This is a genomic window from Aquitalea sp. FG25 (assembly GCF_057809375.1).
The window spans coordinates 166,003-183,341 of sequence record NZ_JBMDJV010000001.1; the positions used below are offsets into that span (position 1 = coordinate 166,003).

Genomic DNA, 17,339 nt, shown 5'->3' on the forward strand with positions numbered 1-17,339 from the left:
GTGAGGGTTAGCCCAGGCGCAGGCTCTTGGCGCCTACCAGCCAGTTGTAAACGATGTACAGGACCATGGTGGCTGCCAGCAGCAGGCCGCCCAGTGCGGTTGCCATGCCCCAGTTGATCGAGGTGTTGGTGTAGAAGGCCACAAAGTAGCTCACCATCTGGTCGTTCGGGCTACCCAGCAGGGCCGGGGTGATGTAGTAGCCGATGGACAGGATGAACACCAGCAGCGCACCGGCACTGATACCGGCCACGGTCTGCGGGAAGTACACGCGCCAGAAGCTGGCAAACGGGTGGCAGCCCAGCGAGATGGCAGCCTTCATATAGCTTGGCGAAATGCCTTTCATCACGCTGTAGATGGGCAGGATCATGAAAGGCAGCAGGATGTGCACCATGGAGATGTACACGCCGGTGCGGTTGAACACCAGTTGCAGCGGTTGATCAATCAGGCCCAGCCATTGCATGGTGGAGTTGATCAGGCCGCCCGATTGCAGCAGTACGATCCAGGCTGCCACGCGCACCAGGACGGAGGTCCAGAACGGCAGCAGCACCAGAATCATCAGCAGGTTGCTGCTGCGGGTGGGCAGGTTCACCAGCAGGTAGGCCAGCGGGTAGGCCAGGGCCAGCGCAATGGCGGTTACCACCAGGCTCATCCAGAAGGTGCGGGTGAAGATGTCCAGGTAAATGGCCTGGTCCGGCGAGGAGCGGCTGATTTCGCCCAGGTCATCCACGCGGTGGTCCATGGCGGCCAGCAGGTAGAACGGCGTCTGGCTGCTGGTGTTGCGGCGGATGGCCTGCCAGTAAGCCGGGTCACCCCAGCGCTCGTCCAGATTGGTCAGCGCGTCCTTGTAGGATTTGGGGGCCGGGTCCATCGGCAGGGCGCGGGCGGTTTTGTTGAGCAGGCTGCGATAGCCGGCTACTTCCATGTTCAGGCGCTTGCCCAGATCGCCCAGTTTCTGGTCGTCGTGAGCTTGCTGGATGTCTTGTGCCGCAGCGGCATACACCGTTTCTGGCGGCAGGGCACGGCCGCTCCAGCTGGAGATGGCCTTGACCGTGTGCGGCATGGCGTCAACCACTTCCGGGTTGTTGACGCTTTTGAACAGCAGGCTGGTAATGGGCAAAACAAATACCAGCAGGATAAACAGCACCAGCGGCAGAATCAGCAATTGCGATTTCAGCTTGTTCATGCGCTCGGCGCGGGCCAGTTTCTGCTTCAGAGAACGGCCTGCCTCCGGCTGGGGGGCTGCTACAGCGGTGGTGGGTGCAGAGGAAGCGGTCATTCTTCCGGCTCCGGATCAGGTAAGGGGACAAAACCCCCTGGGGATGAACCCCCGAGGGGGCGGGCCTGCTGCCAGCAGACATCACCGGCAGCAGTCATGCTTAATTACAGCTGCTTATTTGGCAGCCCAGGCGTTGAAGCGTTGTTCCAGCGATTCGCCGAAGTCAGCCCAGAAGGCCACATCCACGGCTACGCCGCTCTTGATGTTTTGCGGAGCGGTCGGCAGGTCGGCAACCAGTTTCTTGTCCAGCAGCGGTACGGCTTTCTTGTTGGTCGGGCCGTAGGCGATATTCTGCGAGTACACTTTCTGGTTTTCCGGCTTGCTGGCGAAAGCGATGAACTTCAGCGCAGCATCCTTGTTCGGCGAGCCCTTCGGGATAGCCCAGGAGTCGAAGTCATACATGCCACCGGCCCAGACGATCTTCAGGTTTTTGCCTTCCTTCTGGGTGTTGGCGATACGACCGTTGTAGGCCGAGCTCATCACCACGTCGCCGGATACCAGGTATTGCGGCGGTTGTGCGCCGGCTTCCCACCACTGGATGTTCGGCTTCAGCTGGTCCAGCTTCTTGAAGGCGCGATCAACACCAGCCGGGGTGGCCAGTACCTTGTACACGTCTTTCGGGGCCACGCCGTCAGCCATCAGGGCCACTTCCAGGGTGTACTTGGCACCCTTGCGCATGCCGCGCTTGCCCGGGAACTTCTTCACGTCCCAGAAATCTTTCCAGCCGCTCGGGCCAACCTTCAGCTTGTCGGCGTTGTAGGCCAGTACGGTAGACCATACGAAGATGCCTACGCCGCAAGACTGGGCTGCACCTTGTACGAAATCAGCCTTGTTGCCGATCTTGCTGTAATCCAGCTTTTCGAACATGCCTTCATCGCAACCGCGCGCCAGTTCCGGGGATTCCACTTCCAGGACATCCCAGGACACGCTCTTGGTGTCGACCATGGCTTTAACCTTGGCCATTTCGCCGTTGTATTCGCCGCCTACCACCTTGATGCCGGTGGCCTTGGTGAACGGTGCGTAGTAGGCCTTTTCCTGGGCGGCCTTGTTGGCGCCACCAAAGGAAATCACGGTCAGGTCAGCGGCTTGGGCAGCCTGAGCGCAACATGCGGCTACCACAGCCAGCGAAAGAGCTTTCATGCATTTCTTCATTTGATAGTTCTCCATATTGTTTTGGGACTACAGCTACACGCTACTCACTCGCACGCACTCACTCGGCCATTGCGACAGGATCGAGCGCTCTTACGTGTTCTACATTCCAGCCCAGGGAAATCACGTCGCCCACGGACAGCTTGGGGTCCAGGGTGGCAATAGGCTGTTTGACGATAAAACTGGAGTTGCCACACGCTTCCAGACGGATGCGCACGTGGTCTCCCAGATAGATGAATTCGCGTACGCGGCCAGAGAAGCGGTTTTGCTCCTGCTGCACGTTCAGATTGATGCGTTCCGGGCGGATGGACAGCGAAACCGGTGCGCCGGGGGCTGCATCGTGAATGGCCATGGCTTCCACGCGCTCGCCGTTTTCCAGGCCCACGGTACAGCGTTCGCCGTCGCGGCTGATCAGCTTGCCGTGCAGGCGGTTGTTTTCGCCGATGAAGTTGGCCACAAAGGTGTTGCGCGGGTGTTCGTACAGGTTTTGCGGGCTGTCGATCTGCTGGATTTCACCCTGATGGAATACAGCTACGCGGTCGGACATGGTCAGCGCTTCGCTCTGGTCGTGGGTGACGTACACCACGGTCACGCCCAGGCGTTCGTGCAGATGCTTGATTTCCATCTGCATGTGTTCGCGCAGTTGCTTGTCCAGTGCGCCCAGCGGTTCGTCCATCAGCACCAGTTGCGGCTCAAACACCAGGGCTCGCGCCAGGGCAACACGCTGTTGCTGGCCACCGGACATCTGGCCCGGATAGCGGTTGGCAAACTTGTCCAGCTGCACCATGGACAGCGCGCGCTTCACCCGTTCGGTGACGTCGGTCTTGTCCATGCCGCGTACTTTCAGCGGGAAGGCCAGGTTTTCGGACACGGTCATGTGCGGGAACAGTGCGTAGTTCTGGAACACCATGCCAATGTCGCGCTTGTGCGGCGGCACGCGGTTGAGCGAGCGCTCACCCAGCATGATTTCACCGGCAGTGGGGGTCTCGAAGCCGGCCAGCATCATCAGGCTGGTGGTCTTGCCGGAGCCGGACGGTCCCAGCAGGGTGAGGAATTCACCCTTGCGGATATCCAGATTGAGGTCCTTGACGATCAGGGTCTCGCCGTCGTAGCTCTTTTGTACGTTCTTGAAGCGGACCAGGATGTCGCTTGCACTCGTTTCAGCCATGACCACTCCTGTTGTTTAAATGGTGATGACTGAATTGTAAAAACCCGATGACAGCAGGGATATCGGCCAGCGGCGGATTTTGCTGTCAGGAAATTTGCTGATGTCGTGTAGGGCGATTCCTACAAGACGTCAGCATGAGGACTGCTGCATTGCAGTATCAGCCAGCGGCCAGTAGCTGTTGGATGCTGCCGTAGAGTGCGGCAGCGTCTACCGGCTTGTGCAGTAATACCGCTCCGCTGGACTGCGCCTCGCGCAGACGGTTGGGGGCGGTGTCGCCGGTCATGATGATGGACGGGATGCGGCGGCCCAGCTGTTGGTAGATTTGCTTGAGCACCTGCTGGCCGGTTTGGTTGCCACGCAGGCGGTAATCGGCAATCACCACCTGCGGCTGGAAGCTGTCCAGGCAATCCAGTGCCTGCTGGCCGCTTTCCACAGCATGGATATGGCAGCCCCAGCAGCCCAGCAGCGCCTCCATGGCCGAACGCACGGCATAGTCGTCGTCGATCACCAGTATTGGCAAGGCTTGCAAGGGGAGCTGACGGGCCGGGCTGCTGAGGGTTTCTGCCATGGCTGCACTGCCGCTGGCCAAGGGCATGTGCAGGCGGAATACCGAACCACGGCCAGGGCGGGATTGTAGCTCCACCTTCAGGCCCAAGGTGTGGGCCAGGCCGCGCACGATAGCCAGGCCCAGCCCCAGGCCTTTGCGCCGGTCGCGCTCCGGATTGCCCAGTTGGTGAAATTCGCGGAACACTTCCTGCTGTTGCGACTGGGGAATGCCGATGCCGCTATCCCATACCTCGATCAGCAAATGCTCACCACGCTGACGACAGCCAATCAGGATGCCGCCGCTGCTGGTGTAGGTGATGGCGTTGCTGATGAGGTTGCGCAGGATCAGCTCCAGCAGGCTGGGGTCGGTATGCACATGCACGGCGCTTTCCCTAACCCGGAACACCAGATTTTTGCCATTGGCCAGCGGGGCGAATTCACATTCCAGCTTGTACAGAATGCTTTGCAGTGCCACCTGACGCGGCCTGGCCTCAATCACACCGGCCTCCAGCTTGGAGAAGTCCAGCAGGGTGTCCAGCATTTCGCAGGCGGCAGAGGCCGATGCCTCGATATGTTCCAGCAGCGCTTGCTGGCGCTGATCCAGCGACGTGGTTTTCAGTGTGGCCAGAAACAAGCCCAGCGCATGCATGGGCTGGCGCAAATCGTGACTGGCCGAGGCCAGAAACACCAGTTTGGCGCGGTTGGCTTCTTCCGCCTCGTGCAGCGCCTGGGCCGCACGGCCGGTCTGTTCGCGTAGCTGGTTTACCAGCTCGCTATTTTCAAAGCGCAACGCAATCGAACGCCTGGCCACGCGGGCGTAATTGAGTGCAAACACCAGCAGCACCACCAAAAACAGCGGCACGCCGAGAAACATGGGCAGATAAGCAATATTGCCGGTGGCCAGAAACACCCCCCATACCGGCAGGATGGCGGGGATGAAAAAGCCGACTGCCATCGGCAGGCAGGGCGAGAAAATAGCCAGTGCTGCCGCGCTCATGCCGGCAATCATCGACAGCAGGCTGATGGCCGTGGGGGGAAAGCTGAGGTCCATATACAGGCTGCCGGCAATGCCCCACATGCTGCCAAGAAAGATCAGCAGCAGCGTCATGCAGCGTGCGTAGTAGGGGGCACGGGCCTCGGATAAGCGGTTGCGGATACGGAAACGGCCAAAATGACCGGCAGCGCAGCCGACCCCCATCAGGGCAGACCAGCCCATGGTGTCGATATTGCCGGTGCTAACGTACACCCCCAATGCCATCAGCAAGGACGCCAGAAAACAACCCAGCATGGCAATGCCGAAGCTGTGGTCGATCAGCTCCATCTGCGCGGCCAGCAGGTGTGGCGGGTCGAAGCAGGGCAGCCAGCGCATCAGCGCATTACCTGTACCAGGCCACGGCGTTGTGCTTCCAGTACTGCCTCGGTGCGGCTGTACACGCCAAACTGTTCCAGGATGGCCGCCACATGTACGCGCACGGTGTTTTCCGACAGGCCCAGGCTGTTGGCAATGGCCTTGTTGGAGCGGCCCAGGCACAGCTCGCTCAGTACTTCCAGCTGGCGCGGGGTTAGTTGCGAGCCACGGCCAGCGGCCTTGGCCGGGGCGGCGTCGGCCAGTGCTTCACCGCGCAGGCAGCGCTCCAGCGCCTGGTCGATCTGTTCGACACTGGCCGATTTGGTCAGCACGCCGGCAATGCCCGGTGTGGTGGCGGCCTGCTCCGGGCTAGCCGACAGGATGATGATGCGGGCCGACTGGAAATAGCGTTGTAGTACATTGACGCCATCCAGCCCGTTCAGTCCGGGTAGCTGGATATCCAGCAGGATGATGTCAACCGGCGTACTGCCGAACTGGTGGATGGCATCCATCACGGTACCGGCTTCAAGAATGTCGCCAACCTTGACGTTGTTTTCCAGCACCAGGCGCAAGCCGGTACGGAACAGGGCGTGGTCGTCGATGAGGAGCAGTCTGGCGCTAAGCATGTTCGGGTGTCTGTCGCTGATTGGGATAGGGGGCGGCGTGGGTAGCAGGGCGGTTTGTCTGCCCGTGTTCCCTTGCCGGGTGCAGTATGTCAATAGGATAAAAATTGGCTAGAAGGCAAATATGTCCTGTTTTCAGAAAATAGCAAAGCATTTCTCGGTTTTTCGGGACATGTTCATGCCTGATGGCTGGATTGGCGGTTTAGCAGCTGGCCTAGCGTATCGTGCAGCACGGACGGGGGTACTGGCTTGTGCAGCAGCGGCAGCCCGCTCTCGGTGGCCTCGCGCAGCCGTGCCGGGGCGGTGTCGCCCGTTAGCAGCAGAGCCGGAATATCCTGTCCCCGTGCCGCACGGATGGCCTGGATGGCATCGGTGCCGCTTTTCTGCTCGCGCAACCGATAGTCGCTGATCAGCAAGTCCGGCTGATGCTGGCTGAGCAAGGGCAGGGCGGATTCCAGTGATTCCGTGGCGATGCATTGGCAGCCCCAGCTTTGCAGCAGCAACACCATGCTGTTGCGGACAATGTCATCGTCCTCAATCAGCAGAATGGTGGCGCAGGGCAGTTGCCGGGTAATGACTGGCGGCGTGGCCGCTGGTATGGCGTGGTGTTGGCTGTTGTCAACGCGCGGCAGGCTGAGGCGGAACACGCTGCCCAGGCCGGGGCGCGACTGCAGCTGCAAAGGGTGCTGCAGCAATTGGGCCAGGCCATGCACGATGGCCAGCCCAAGCCCCAGGCCTTTCTTGCGGTCGCGTTCCGGATTGCCCAACTGGTGAAACTCGACAAAAATTTCCTGCTGCTGGTGCGGATCGATGCCGATGCCGCTATCCCATACTTCCAGTAGCAGCTGATTGCCACGGCGGCGACAGCCAATCAGGATGCCGCCTTGCTCGGTGTAGCGGATGGCATTGCTGATGAGATTACGCAGGATCAGCTCGATCAGCGACGGGTCGGACAGCACCTGTTCTGCCGTGTCGTGCGTGCGGTAAAACAGCCCCTTGCTGTTGGTCAGCGGTGCCAGCTCTCTTTCCATCTTGTTCAGCAGGGCTTGCAGGGCAAAGGCCTGCCGCTGCGGCGTAATGACGCCGGCTTCCACGCGTGAATAGTCCAACAGGCTGTGCAGCATCTCGGCTGATGCCGAGGTGGCGCTCTGGATATTGGCCAGCAAGTCTTGTTGTCTGGGGGTCAGCTCCGTCTTGCCCAGCACCTCCAGAAACAAGCCCTGGGCATGGATGGGCTGGCGCAAGTCGTGGCTGGCGGCGGCCAGAAAGCGCGATTTGGCGATATTGGCCTGCTCTGCCTCCTGCTGGGCGTGGCGCGAGTCGGCGGATGCCTGCCGCAGCCGGTTGACCAGCTCCAGGTTTTCAAAGCGCAGTTCGATGGCCCCACGGGCCGCGTGTGCGCTGTTGCGCGCCTGCATCAGCAAGGTGGCCAGATACATGATGGCGGCCAGCCCCAGCGCATTAAGGGCCACGGCATTCGATTGCATGGCCTTGAGCGCAATCATGCCCAGCTCCAGCGTGATGAAGCCGATGAAAACCGGCAGCACCGGCGACAGGATGGACATGGAATTACCCGCCACACCCGACAGCACGGCAATGGCCAGAATCCAGCTGGGCGGCGATGCCGGGTTCAATCCCACCCACATCAGGCTGCCCCAGGCCGCACCGTCGATGGCGTGCAGCAGTACCAGCCGCCGTCGCAGCGCGGGCAGACAGGCGGGGCTGATGGCGCGCGACAGAATACGGCGGGCATCGATGATGTCGATCAACTTGGAGGCGATCACCACCACACACCACACGGTCAGCCGCATGGGGTCGGCCTGATGCTGCAGGGCATAGGCCACCAGCAACACCACCAGGATGCCGGGCAGCACGGAGCTGCCCAGATTGTTGAGCAGGAGGCGGATCTGTTCGATCCGGACTTTTTCCTGCGATGACGCTTCCAGATTGTTGATCATGAATGATGTGCTGGCCGCAAGGCAGGCTGCCCGGGCTGGTCTTGTTTGCTCTTTGGGGTTGGTCGGCAGGCACAGGCGGTATGGCTTTGTTGCCCATTATAGTCTGCAGCCCCGGCTGTTCTGCCAGTCAAACTGTGCTGCAGCCACCGCTGCTGTGACACGGTCAAGACAAATTCTGCTGGCAGTGCGTGGGCAAGGACGGCACTTGATACGGATCAAGTCTTTTTCTGCTGGGCCTGTTGTGACAGAAAAATCAATATATAGTGTTTTCAAATTTTAAATCACTACATATTGTTATGAAAAATACTGTACTGGTGAATCCGCTTGCCACGCTGGACGAATACCTCAGCCGCGCCGACTGGCGCGTATCTGCCAATGCCAATCAGGGCTACAGCCTGGGCGGGATGATTCTCAACGCCGCTGGCAAGCTGACGGCCAACTACTGGCTGGATGGCATCTATCCGCCGGAAGTGGCACAGGCCCACCGCGAGGCAGACTTCCATCTGCACGATCTGGACGTGCTGGCCGGCTACTGCGCTGGCTGGTCGCTGCGCCAGTTGCTGCATGAAGGTTTCAATGGGGTGCCGGGCCGGGTGGAATCCGCACCGCCGCGCCACCTGGGTTCGGCACTGGGGCAGATGGTGAATTTCCTCGGCACCTTGCAAAACGAATGGGCTGGCGCGCAGGCATTTTCCAGTGTGGATACCTATCTGGCACCTTTCATCAAGCGCGATGGCCTGAGCGATGCACAGGTAGAGCAGGCGCTGCAGGAGTTTGTCTACAACCTGAATGTCCCTTCGCGCTGGGGCACCCAGACGCCGTTTACCAACCTTACCTTTGACTGGACCTGCCCGGCCGACCTGGCCGGACAGATTCCGCTGATTGCCGGTGAGGAAATGCCTTTCAGCTATGGCGATTGCCAACTTGAAATGGACCAGATCAACCGCGCCTTCCTGCGGGTGATGAGCCAGGGCGATGCCCATGGCCGGGCGTTTACCTTTCCCATTCCCACTTACAACATCACGCCGGACTTTGATTGGGACAGCCCCAATGCCGAACTGTTGTTCGACCTGACCGCACGCTACGGCCTGCCGTATTTCCAGAATTTTCTTAATTCCGATCTGGAACCGCAGATGGTGCGCTCCATGTGCTGCCGCCTGCAGCTGGACCTGCGCGAGCTGCTCAAGCGCGGCAACGGCCTGTTTGGCAGCGCCGAGCAAACCGGCTCGCTGGGCGTGGTAACAATCAACTGCGCACGGCTGGGCTACCGCTTTAAGGGTAACTGGCCTGGCCTGCTGGCCGAAACCGACCGCTTGCTGGAGCTGGCCCGCATCAGCCTGGAAATCAAACGCGAACGGGTGCAAGGCTGGATGGATGATGGCCTGTACCCCTACACCAAGCGCTATCTGGGCACGCTGCGCAATCATTTTTCCACCGTGGGGGTGAATGGCATCAACGAACTGGTGCGCAACTACACCGCCGATGCCGAGGACATCACCAGCCCGACAGGCCAGCAACTGGCATTGGAACTGCTGGATCACATCCGCGCACGCATGGTGCAAATGCAGGAAGACACCGGCCACCTGTACAACCTGGAAGCCACCCCGGCAGAAGGCACCACCTACCGCTTTGCCCGTGAAGACCGCAAGCGCTTTGCCGACATCCTGCAGGCTGGTCCGGCGGACAAGCCGTATTACACCAACTCCAGCCAGCTGCCCGCCGGGCATACCGACGACCCCTTCCTGGCCTTGCAACATCAGGAGCCGCTGCAGCGCCGCTATACCGGCGGCACCGTGTTGCACCTGTACATGACCGAGGCGGTCAGCTCCGCCGCAGCCTGCAAGCAACTGGTGCGCCGCTCGCTGCAGCGCTTCCGCCTGCCATACATCACGGTGACGCCCACTTTCTCGGTTTGCCCGCAGCACGGCTACCTGAGCGGTCATCACGAATTCTGCCCCAAGTGCGATGCCGAACTGCTGGCCCGCGCTACGGCAGCCACTGCGCCCGGCGGTTGCTGAGCGCCAACGCAAGCACATCAACAGGAGAACAATATGTCATCCCAAGCTCAAGTTAATCCGGCTACCCAGCTCGACCCGGCACTGCGTACCCGTTGCGAAGTGTGGACCCGCGTCATGGGCTATTTCCGCCCGGTATCCGCCTTCAACGTAGGCAAGCAGGGCGAATTTGCCGAACGTCTGCATTTTGATGAACAGCATCTGCATCATTGAGCAACGTCCAGCGGCCAGCAGCAGCTTGCCGCTGGCCGGTATCGAGCCGTTTTCCAGCTGCGACTGGCCGGGGCGGCTGGTGGCCACCGTGTTTGTCGCCGGCTGCCCCTGGCGGTGCGGCTACTGTCACAACCCCGACCTGCAGGCACGCGGCAACGGCGTGCTGGACTGGCACACCGCCCGATCCGTGCTGGCACAGCGGGTGGGCTTTCTGGACGGCGTGGTGTTTTCCGGTGGCGAGCCCACGCTGGCACCACAACTGGTCGGATGGATGCAGGATGCGCGCCAGTTGGGCATGGCCATCGGCCTGCATACCGCAGGCATTTACCCGCAACGGCTGGCCGCACTGCATGGGCTGGTGGACTGGATTGGCCTCGATATCAAGGCCGCGCCCGGCGGGGTGGATGCCGTCAGCGGTGTGCCGGGCAGCGAAGCGCGCATGTGGCAGGCGCTGGATGTGGCGCTGGATAGCGGTGCCGCACTGGAATGCCGCACCACCCTGGACCCGCGCAGCATGACGGCGGACAGCCTGTATCGACTGGCCGACACCCTGCACACCAAAGGCGTCACCCATGCCGCCCTGCAACAAGGCCGGGACGCCAACGGCCAGCCCCTGTTTAATGCCGAACAGTGGCCGGGCAGGGCCGTACTGGATTACTGGCAGCAGTGCTTCAGCCATTTTGTCTGGCGTGCGGCCTAGCGCGCATTGCCGGGCCGCAATGTCAGCGGCAAACCAGCGGTATCAAGCCGACTGTCGCTGGTTTGCTGCCCCTTCCGCATTCGGTCTGTCCGTGCTTTAGAAACCGATTTCATGCGGTATGGGTTTATTTTGGCCTTGGGTTAGTTCGCGAATATCTGTTCAGAGGGGGGAATGTCATTACCACTGGGTGCCGGTAGCATCCCGTCCAACAAAAACAGCTGGCACAGCGCGTGATCACTCAAGCATTGCCCAGCTCGATGTCTGTAATTGGCAGCTTGTTCATTACCTTGATCTCTCTGAGTGAAATATTGCTGCGGATGCTGAATACGCCGGGTAATTTGCGCAATACTTTTTCGACAAAGCGGCTGTAGTCATCCAGATCGTGCGCGACCACCTGCAACAGGAAGTCGGCTTCGCCAGTGGTGTTGTGGCAAGCAAGAATCTGCGGGCAGGCCTGAATGATGCGTTCGAATGCGGCGGTGGCTTCTTCACTATGCTGGGTGCAGACAATCTGCACAAAGGCCATCACGCCGATGCCCAGCTTGCGCCGGTTCAGTACTGCTTTGTAACCCTCGATGACCCCCAGCTCCTCCAGCCGTTTCTGGCGTCGCCAGCAGGAGGCTTCGCTCATGGCAAACTGCTCTGCCAGCTTGGCGTTGGACAGGCGGCCATCCTGCTGCAGCTTGTCGGCGATGGCGAGGTCGACTTTGTCCAGTTCGGTCATTTTGAAGAATGCTTTCATTAGTGACTTGATTAATGAAATGCTATTTCAGATTTCGCCTTATTCCAATGGCAATCTGACAGGTAATTTCTCCGGAAGCGTTCACAATGAATGCACCATTCCACCGAGGAGTACTGCATGAAAGCCATTGTTTACGAATCGTTTTCCGCCCCGCCGCAACTCACCACCGTGCCGGACCCGACACCGGATAACAGCGGTGTGGTCATTCAGGTGATGGCAACCGGCGTGTGCCGTAGTGACTGGCATGGGTGGGTTGGCCACGACCCGGACATCCAGCTGCCGCATGTTCCCGGCCATGAGTTTTCCGGCGTGGTGACTGCGGTTGGCAAGCAGGTAAGCAAATGGAAGATTGGCGATCGGGTTACTGTGCCGTTTGTGGCTGGCTGTGGTCATTGCCCGGAGTGCCACTCAGGCAATCATCAGGTGTGTGACCACCAGTTCCAGCCCGGCTTCACCCACTGGGGTTCGTTTGCCGAGTATGTCTCCATCCATCAGGCGGACATCAATCTGGTGGCCTTGCCGGAGTCGCTGGACTTCACCACGGCGGCCAGTCTGGGATGCCGTTTTGTGACATCGTTCCGCGCGGTGGTGGATCAGGGCAAAACCTCGGCCGGGCAGTGGGTGGCGGTGCATGGCTGCGGTGGTGTTGGCCTGTCTGCCATCATGATTGCCAATGCCATCGGGGCGAATGTGATCGCCATTGATATTTCGGACGACAAGCTGGAACTTGCTCGCCGCCTGGGTGCAGTTGCCACGGTGAATGCCAGCAAAGTGCCGAATGTGATTGAAGCAGTGATGGAAATCACCCGTGGCGGTGCGCATGTGTCACTGGATGCGCTGGGCCATCCGGCAACCTGCTTCAACTCCATCAGCAATCTGCGCAAACGCGGCAAGCACGTGCAGGTGGGCCTGATGCTGGGCGAGCACAGCACCCCGGCCATTCCGATGAGCAAGGTGATTGCGCACGAGCTGGAAATCCTGGGCAGCCACGGCATGCAGGCGCATCGTTACGATGCCATGTTCTCCATGATGGCCGCCGGGAAGCTGGCTCCGGAGCAACTGATTGGCCGCACCATCAACCTGGAACAGTCGATTGATGTCCTGATGAATATGGACAAGTTTGAGGTGGCCGGGGTAACGGTGGTGACGGAGTTCTGACCCTGTTGCTGTGACGCAGGTCTTCTGTCAATCATCATGTGCCATGGCTGCACTGCGCCAGGACTGCGCATGGCACATGATGGCCACCTGGTTATTCGCTGGAACTACCATCATGTGCTGGGAAACCATCTGAATCGCCCCGACACTTGTCGCCATTTTTCGATGGCGGTTGATCACGACAAACCGGTCGATCAATACTGCTGCCGCTTCGGCCAACGCGGTTCGTTAAATTGACCGGGAAGCAATTCAGATTTTCATGCCAAAGAAATCATGATCAGTATCGGGCTGGCCAGCGTCAGTACAAAGCCGCTGATCAAGGCCAGCGAGATGTGGTTGGTGCCACACTTCTGTCGAATCAGCGGCAAGGTTGCGTCCAGTGCGGTGGCACCGCAGATGCCAATGGCCTCCCTGCTAAAGCGTGCGCCCAGCAGGTACAGCATGGAAATGGCCATCAACTCACGAAACAGATCAGTCAACATGGCGATGGCGCCATAGCTGCTGCCCAGCTTGCTGCTGACCAGGATGCTGGACAGGGTGACCCAGCCAAAGCCGCTGGATAGTGCCAGCGATGTCCACACACTTTCCCCGGTACACAGCGCAGCCACCATGCCGCCCACCATGGAGCCGATGATGACCAGCAGGGGGAGCACCATCACCTCCGGGGCGCGCCAGCTACTATTCAGTTTCAGCTCTGCAAGGTCGATGCCAACCAACACAATCAGCAGGTACAGCAATTGAGTGGTGCTAATGGCATCCATCCAGCCCAGGTGTAATCCGGCGGCGGCAGCCCCCATTCCCACCATGCTCAATGCAATCAGGCAGTCGCGCAGCGCGTGGAGAAACTGCATTTTTGGCGGCGTTTCGGCCTGTTGCACCGTGCCGCTGCCACGTGGCTGGCGCATGCACAACACAATCAGTCCCCATGGCAGCGCGGTGGTCAGAAATGCAAACACCAGGGCGGTACCCAGCGTCTTGCCCAGTAGTGATCCATTGCTCAGCACGTCACCAAAGCCCTTGCCGCAATAGAACAGCAACAGCCAGATCAATGGCGTCAGCAGTCTGGCGCAGTGCCGGGTATGGCGGCGCGGGAGTAGCAGGCCCAGCGCGTAGCCAAGCAAGAGCGCCAGCAGGATGGGGAAAATGGCTTGCAGAATCAGTTGCATGGCAATTTCATTTTCAGGCAGTGCTGCCAAATAGGTGGATGGGTGCTTTGGTGCGGCGGTTGGCGCTAGTATTGCCAAACCATCGATTCGCATAAATGGATGAAATGCGCTTTTAGAATTCCGTAAACAGGAATACGCATGCGCAGCATGAGTTAAGGGGACGGAATGCTGAATCGACTGGAAATGCTGCGTATTTTCTGTACGGCAGCGGAGGCGCGTAATTTCAAGGAGGCTGCGCAGCAGCTTGGTATCTCGCCACAGGTGGTTACCCGTGCCATTCAGATGCTGGAAAATCAGTTGGGCGAGCTATTGTTTCACCGCAATACGCGCCAGTGCAGGGTTACCCGCGAGGGTGAGCGTTTGGCGCAGCTGGCCAGGCAAGGGGTGGAGGGGGTGGATTGCATATTCCGGCGCGCAGAAAGCAGTACGGCGCAGCAGGTGGAGGGTACGGTGCGCCTGACCGCCCCAGAGGCAATCGGCCAGGCCAGTCTGGTCCATAGCCTAGCCCGTTTGCGTCAGCACTATCCCGACCTGCATTTCGAACTTCATCTGGAAGATGATGAAACCAATGTCGTTGATGAGCAGATTGATATCGGCATTCGCCATGGGCTGATCCGGGATAGCCGCTTTGTGGCCAGGCAGGTGGCGGAAGTACATTTCTTCATGGTGGCGGCACCCGGTTTGCTGGCGCAGTGCGGCGTGCCGCCAACGCTGGAGGCCTTACAGCAGCAGCCGGTGGTCGGCACGATTGATCAACGAACCGGCAAGCCGTGGCCTTGGTTTTTCCGCCATGCCTCGCAGTGGACGCCGCGTGATCTGGCATTTAGTAGCAACAGCACCCAAGCGGAGTGTGCTGCGGTATTGGCTGGCTTGAGTTTTGCCCAGTTACCCGGCTTTATTGCCATTCCACACTTGCAGAGCGGGGCGCTGATCGAAGTACTTTCCGCCCAGGCACCCACACCCTGGGCGCTGAGTGTGTACCGGCCGCAACGTAGTCCGGTTCCGGCCCGAATCCGCGCGGTGTATGACTGGCTGGTCAATGACTTTTCCAATCGGCAGTTTTTCCCTGCAGTGCCCTGAAACTTGAGCGTATCCAGCTACCACTAGCGTTCGCTGTGCTGCGGCTGCCCTTGCATGATGTGCGCCGCCAGGCCGTTGATCAGTGCATCGAAGGTTACTTTGCAGCGCGGTGTGGTGCGCAAATCTTCGTGCATCACAATCCAGGTGGCCAGGCTGAGTGCAAAGTGCTGCGGTAGCACCTGCACCAGCGATGCCTCACGCCGGGCGAGTGCAATCTGGCATACGCCGATACCACATGCGGCGCGCATCAGGGCCAGTTGGGCGATATCGCTGTCGGTTCTCAGCGAGAAGGAGGCAGGCGTTGGCAGCGGTAGTGCTGTTGCTGCGGCGCGCAGGAAAGGGGTTTCGGTGTCGAAGCCGATCAGGGTGTGATTTGCCAGTTCGTCCAGCGTTGCCGGTGTGCCGCACCGGCTAAGGTAGTCTTGATGTGCGTGCAAGCCCAGCCTCACATCACCGACGTGTCGTGCAATCAGCGCGTCCTGCTTGGGCTTCATCATGCGTACGGCGATGTCGGCCTCCCGATGCAGCAGATCCTGCACCCGGTTGGTCAATACCAGTTCGATTTTCAGTTGCGGATGTTGCTGCTGCAAGCAGGCCAGGATGCTTGGCAAAACTTCGACACCAATTACCTCACTGGCTGAGATGCGCACCGTGCCTTTCACACCGTTGCCGTGGCTTTCGGCAGCCCGTTGCAGCGCGGCAGCGGCACTGTGCATGGACTCTGCGTAGCTGCGGAGTTCCACTGCCGCCGCCGTGGGGATCAGGCCTGACTGCGATCGGGTAAACAGGGCATATCCCAGTGTTTTTTCCAGTGCGGCGATATGACGGCCTGCGGTGGGTTGGGTGATGCCAAGCGCACGCGCAGCACCGGATAAAGAACCTTCCTGCAGTACACAGAGAAATGAGCGATAGAGTTCCCAGCCAATCTCTTTATCCATACAAAAATGCATACCTGAATGGTGGTGTTGGTTAATTTATTTTGTATGAAATAGCCGCCAGAATCCAGTCATCACAATGCAGCACACTGGAGTTGGATGATGAAGACAGGCAAGGTGGTTTTGGTACTGGGTGCAGCAGGCGGTATCGGCGGTGAAATTGCCCGCCAGTTGCTTGCCGCCGGATGGCAGGTTCGGGCCTTCACGCGCGGACAGCATCAAATGCCGAAGCCACAAGATGGCATGCTGTGGTTGCAAGGTGATGCCATGCGCCGGGACGATGTGATGAATGCTGCACGGGGGTGTGATGTCATCGTGCATGCGGTGAATCCGCCGGGGTACCGTCGCTGGTCAACGCTGGTGTTGCCCATGATGGACAACACCATTGCGGCTGCCATTGCCGAAGGTGCCACCATTGTGCTGCCCGGTACGGTTTACAACTATGGGCCAGACGCTTTTCCGCTGATTCGGGAAGTTGCGCCGCAACGTCCGCTTACCCGCAAGGGTGCCATCCGTGTCGAACTCGAACGCCGGCTGCAGGCTGCAACATACCGTGGGGCGCGTGCCATTGTTGTCCGGGCCGGTGATTTCTTTGGCCCGCACGCGGGCAACAACTGGTTTGCCCAAGGGGTGGTCAAGCCCGGCAAGACGGTGACGGCGCTTGCCCTGCCTGGTGATCGCGGAGTGGGGCATCAGTGGTCATACCTGCCCGATGTTGCGCGCGCCATGATTGCGTTGCTGGCCAAGCGGCATGAGCTTGCCCCGTTTGCCACTTTCCATCTGGCGGGTCATTGGGATGCCGATGGCACCCAGCTGGCAGCGTCAATTTGCCGTGTTATTGCAGCACACGGTGGCGCACGGCCCCGCGTACGCCCGTTTTCCTGGTGGCTGGTCTATCTGGCGGCGCCTTTTATGCTTACCTTGCGGGAGATGTTGGAGATGCGCTATTTGTGGCGTCAGCCGCTGCGTATGGACAATACCCGCCTGATGACGGTGCTGGGCAGCGAGCCACATACGCCCTTGGATGAAGCGGTTGCCGCCACATTGGCGAGTATGGGCAGGCTGCCGTGCGCAAGCGGCAGCAAATCATTATCTGCGTAAGCAGGTGCGGATCTGTTTTTACGCCCCGGCAGCCCTGGCTGACCGGGTTTTTTCATGTCTGGGTAAAGCCCACAGACAAAGTACGGACTTCCGCACGCGTGGTACGGGGCAAAGTACGGCCTGACGTCGGTATGGTTTTTTGCGCAAATAAAAACCCAGCAAAT

The 17,339-nt window shown here is 59.8% G+C and carries 14 protein-coding genes and 1 pseudogene; 5 read left to right on the top strand and 10 right to left on the bottom strand.

All coding sequences use genetic code 11. From position 1 onward, the window contains the following. Nucleotides 1–7 precede the first annotated feature (7 nt). The 6 genes from ACODR9_RS00775 to ACODR9_RS00800 form a co-directional block, all read right to left on the bottom strand. On the bottom strand, nucleotides 8–1,276 hold the full coding sequence (locus ACODR9_RS00775; RefSeq protein WP_488807095.1) for an ABC transporter permease: 1,269 nt from the start codon (nucleotides 1,274–1,276) through the stop codon (nucleotides 8–10). Between the two features lie 114 nt (nucleotides 1,277–1,390). Then, entirely contained in the window at nucleotides 1,391–2,416 is a 1,026-nt protein-coding gene (locus ACODR9_RS00780; protein ID WP_488807096.1) for an ABC transporter substrate-binding protein, read from the bottom strand. A 70-nt stretch (nucleotides 2,417–2,486) separates the two neighbouring features. Continuing rightward, the gene (locus ACODR9_RS00785; RefSeq protein ID WP_488807097.1) at nucleotides 2,487–3,593 is read right to left on the bottom strand and encodes an ABC transporter ATP-binding protein; all 1,107 of its coding nucleotides are present in this window, start codon (nucleotides 3,591–3,593) and stop codon (nucleotides 2,487–2,489) included. 157 nt (nucleotides 3,594–3,750) lie between these two features. After that, on the bottom strand, nucleotides 3,751–5,508 hold the full coding sequence (locus tag ACODR9_RS00790) for an ATP-binding response regulator (RefSeq protein WP_488807098.1): 1,758 nt from the start codon (nucleotides 5,506–5,508) through the stop codon (nucleotides 3,751–3,753). Beyond that, nucleotides 5,508–6,113 (bottom strand): response regulator transcription factor, encoded by a 606-nt coding sequence (locus ACODR9_RS00795; protein ID WP_488807099.1) that lies wholly within the window; start codon nucleotides 6,111–6,113, stop codon nucleotides 5,508–5,510. Before ACODR9_RS00795 ends, ACODR9_RS00790 begins: the two co-directional genes overlap by 1 nt. Nucleotides 6,114–6,286: 173 nt before the next feature. Then, nucleotides 6,287–8,068: an ATP-binding response regulator gene (locus tag ACODR9_RS00800; protein WP_488807100.1), complete on the bottom strand. Its 1,782-nt coding sequence runs from the start codon at nucleotides 8,066–8,068 to the stop codon at nucleotides 6,287–6,289. A 263-nt stretch (nucleotides 8,069–8,331) separates the two neighbouring features. On the opposite strand from ACODR9_RS00800, the pseudogene ACODR9_RS00805 reads away from it, so the two are divergent. Further along, nucleotides 8,332–10,296: pseudogene (locus ACODR9_RS00805) on the top strand (ribonucleoside triphosphate reductase). Then, nucleotides 10,274–10,996 (top strand): anaerobic ribonucleoside-triphosphate reductase activating protein, encoded by a 723-nt coding sequence (locus tag ACODR9_RS00810; RefSeq protein ID WP_488807101.1) that lies wholly within the window; start codon nucleotides 10,274–10,276, stop codon nucleotides 10,994–10,996. Before ACODR9_RS00805 ends, ACODR9_RS00810 begins: the two are co-directional and overlap by 23 nt. A gap of 238 nt (nucleotides 10,997–11,234) precedes the next feature. Here the strand turns inward: ACODR9_RS00810 and ACODR9_RS00815 are convergent, their stop codons facing one another. Next, nucleotides 11,235–11,738, bottom strand: a complete 504-nt coding sequence (locus ACODR9_RS00815) for an Lrp/AsnC family transcriptional regulator (protein WP_488807102.1) — start codon at nucleotides 11,736–11,738, stop codon at nucleotides 11,235–11,237. Nucleotides 11,739–11,855: 117 nt separating this feature from the next. Here ACODR9_RS00815 and ACODR9_RS00820 point away from each other — a divergent pair, with 117 nt between their 5' ends. Next, nucleotides 11,856–12,896: a zinc-dependent alcohol dehydrogenase family protein gene (locus tag ACODR9_RS00820; RefSeq protein ID WP_488807103.1), complete on the top strand. Its 1,041-nt coding sequence runs from the start codon at nucleotides 11,856–11,858 to the stop codon at nucleotides 12,894–12,896. A 27-nt stretch (nucleotides 12,897–12,923) separates the two neighbouring features. On the opposite strand, the gene ACODR9_RS00825 is transcribed toward ACODR9_RS00820, so the two are convergent. Together ACODR9_RS00825 and ACODR9_RS00830 are read right to left on the bottom strand one after the other, a co-directional pair. Continuing rightward, nucleotides 12,924–13,112, bottom strand: a complete 189-nt coding sequence (locus ACODR9_RS00825) for a hypothetical protein (RefSeq protein ID WP_488807104.1) — start codon at nucleotides 13,110–13,112, stop codon at nucleotides 12,924–12,926. A gap of 38 nt (nucleotides 13,113–13,150) precedes the next feature. Continuing rightward, the gene (locus ACODR9_RS00830; protein ID WP_488807105.1) at nucleotides 13,151–14,059 is read right to left on the bottom strand and encodes a LysO family transporter; all 909 of its coding nucleotides are present in this window, start codon (nucleotides 14,057–14,059) and stop codon (nucleotides 13,151–13,153) included. A gap of 165 nt (nucleotides 14,060–14,224) precedes the next feature. On the opposite strand from ACODR9_RS00830, the gene ACODR9_RS00835 reads away from it, so the two are divergent. Further along, complete coding sequence (locus ACODR9_RS00835; protein ID WP_488807106.1) at nucleotides 14,225–15,139, top strand: LysR family transcriptional regulator; 915 nt, start codon at nucleotides 14,225–14,227, stop codon at nucleotides 15,137–15,139. Between the two features lie 23 nt (nucleotides 15,140–15,162). On the opposite strand, the gene ACODR9_RS00840 is transcribed toward ACODR9_RS00835, so the two are convergent. Further along, a complete protein-coding gene (locus tag ACODR9_RS00840) occupies nucleotides 15,163–16,077 on the bottom strand; it encodes a LysR family transcriptional regulator (protein WP_488807107.1) in 915 nt (304 codons plus the stop codon). Nucleotides 16,078–16,173: 96 nt separating this feature from the next. On the opposite strand from ACODR9_RS00840, the gene ACODR9_RS00845 reads away from it, so the two are divergent. After that, nucleotides 16,174–17,175, top strand: coding sequence for an NAD-dependent epimerase/dehydratase family protein (locus tag ACODR9_RS00845; protein WP_488807108.1), 1,002 nt, complete (start codon nucleotides 16,174–16,176; stop codon nucleotides 17,173–17,175). The last annotated feature ends 164 nt before the right edge of the window (nucleotides 17,176–17,339 follow it).